The sequence below is a fragment of the Vibrio sp. 1069 genome (assembly GCF_033340555.1).
This window is the reverse complement of sequence record NZ_JAWOWP010000933.1, coordinates 1-520: the sequence shown is the minus strand read 5'-3', so window position 1 is coordinate 520 and position 520 is coordinate 1. Positions and strand designations below refer to the sequence as shown.

General features: G+C 41.3%; 1 protein-coding gene. It reads left to right on the top strand.

Annotated features, from left to right (window positions below):
- Positions 1–322: 322 nt before the first annotated feature.
- Positions 323–520 (top strand): hypothetical protein (locus R7040_RS29890; protein WP_318098109.1); only part of this gene is annotated, 198 nt, incomplete at its 3' end.

Below are 520 nucleotides of genomic sequence, written 5' to 3'. Positions count from 1 at the left end.
ATTACTAAGTTGTTCATCGAAAGTTATATAAAAAGAGGAACAAATGAGCTTTATGAGTAAGTGGTAATTCCTGTAATAACCATAAGTTATGTATGCCTTTTGTTTGTCGTGAAGGTCAATAATCTCATTGGATCGAGCGATGTATAGTCGCTAAATTAAGTTGGCAACTTTTCCGTGCTGTTATTGGCATTTAGTACCCATTGTTTGACCTTAATACGAAAAACGACATTACCCATCAACAATGTTTGCCTGAGTTTCGGCTGTTGTATTAACGGCTGCATTTTCTGCAGTTGAAGATAACTACTTTACAAAAGAACTCTCCATGCAAACTCGCCGCGAACTCTTCTTTGCCCCTTTTCAGCGTCTGGCTGTAATCGCAGAGCAATGGCGAGCTGGGTCTAAATCTTACTTAACAGACTTAGCTTCAATCGCGTTACTGCTTCTCCCACTGACATTATCCAACGCGCTGGCTATTCTACTTGGTCACGCATTTCGAGTGGCGGGCTTGGGTGATGTTTCC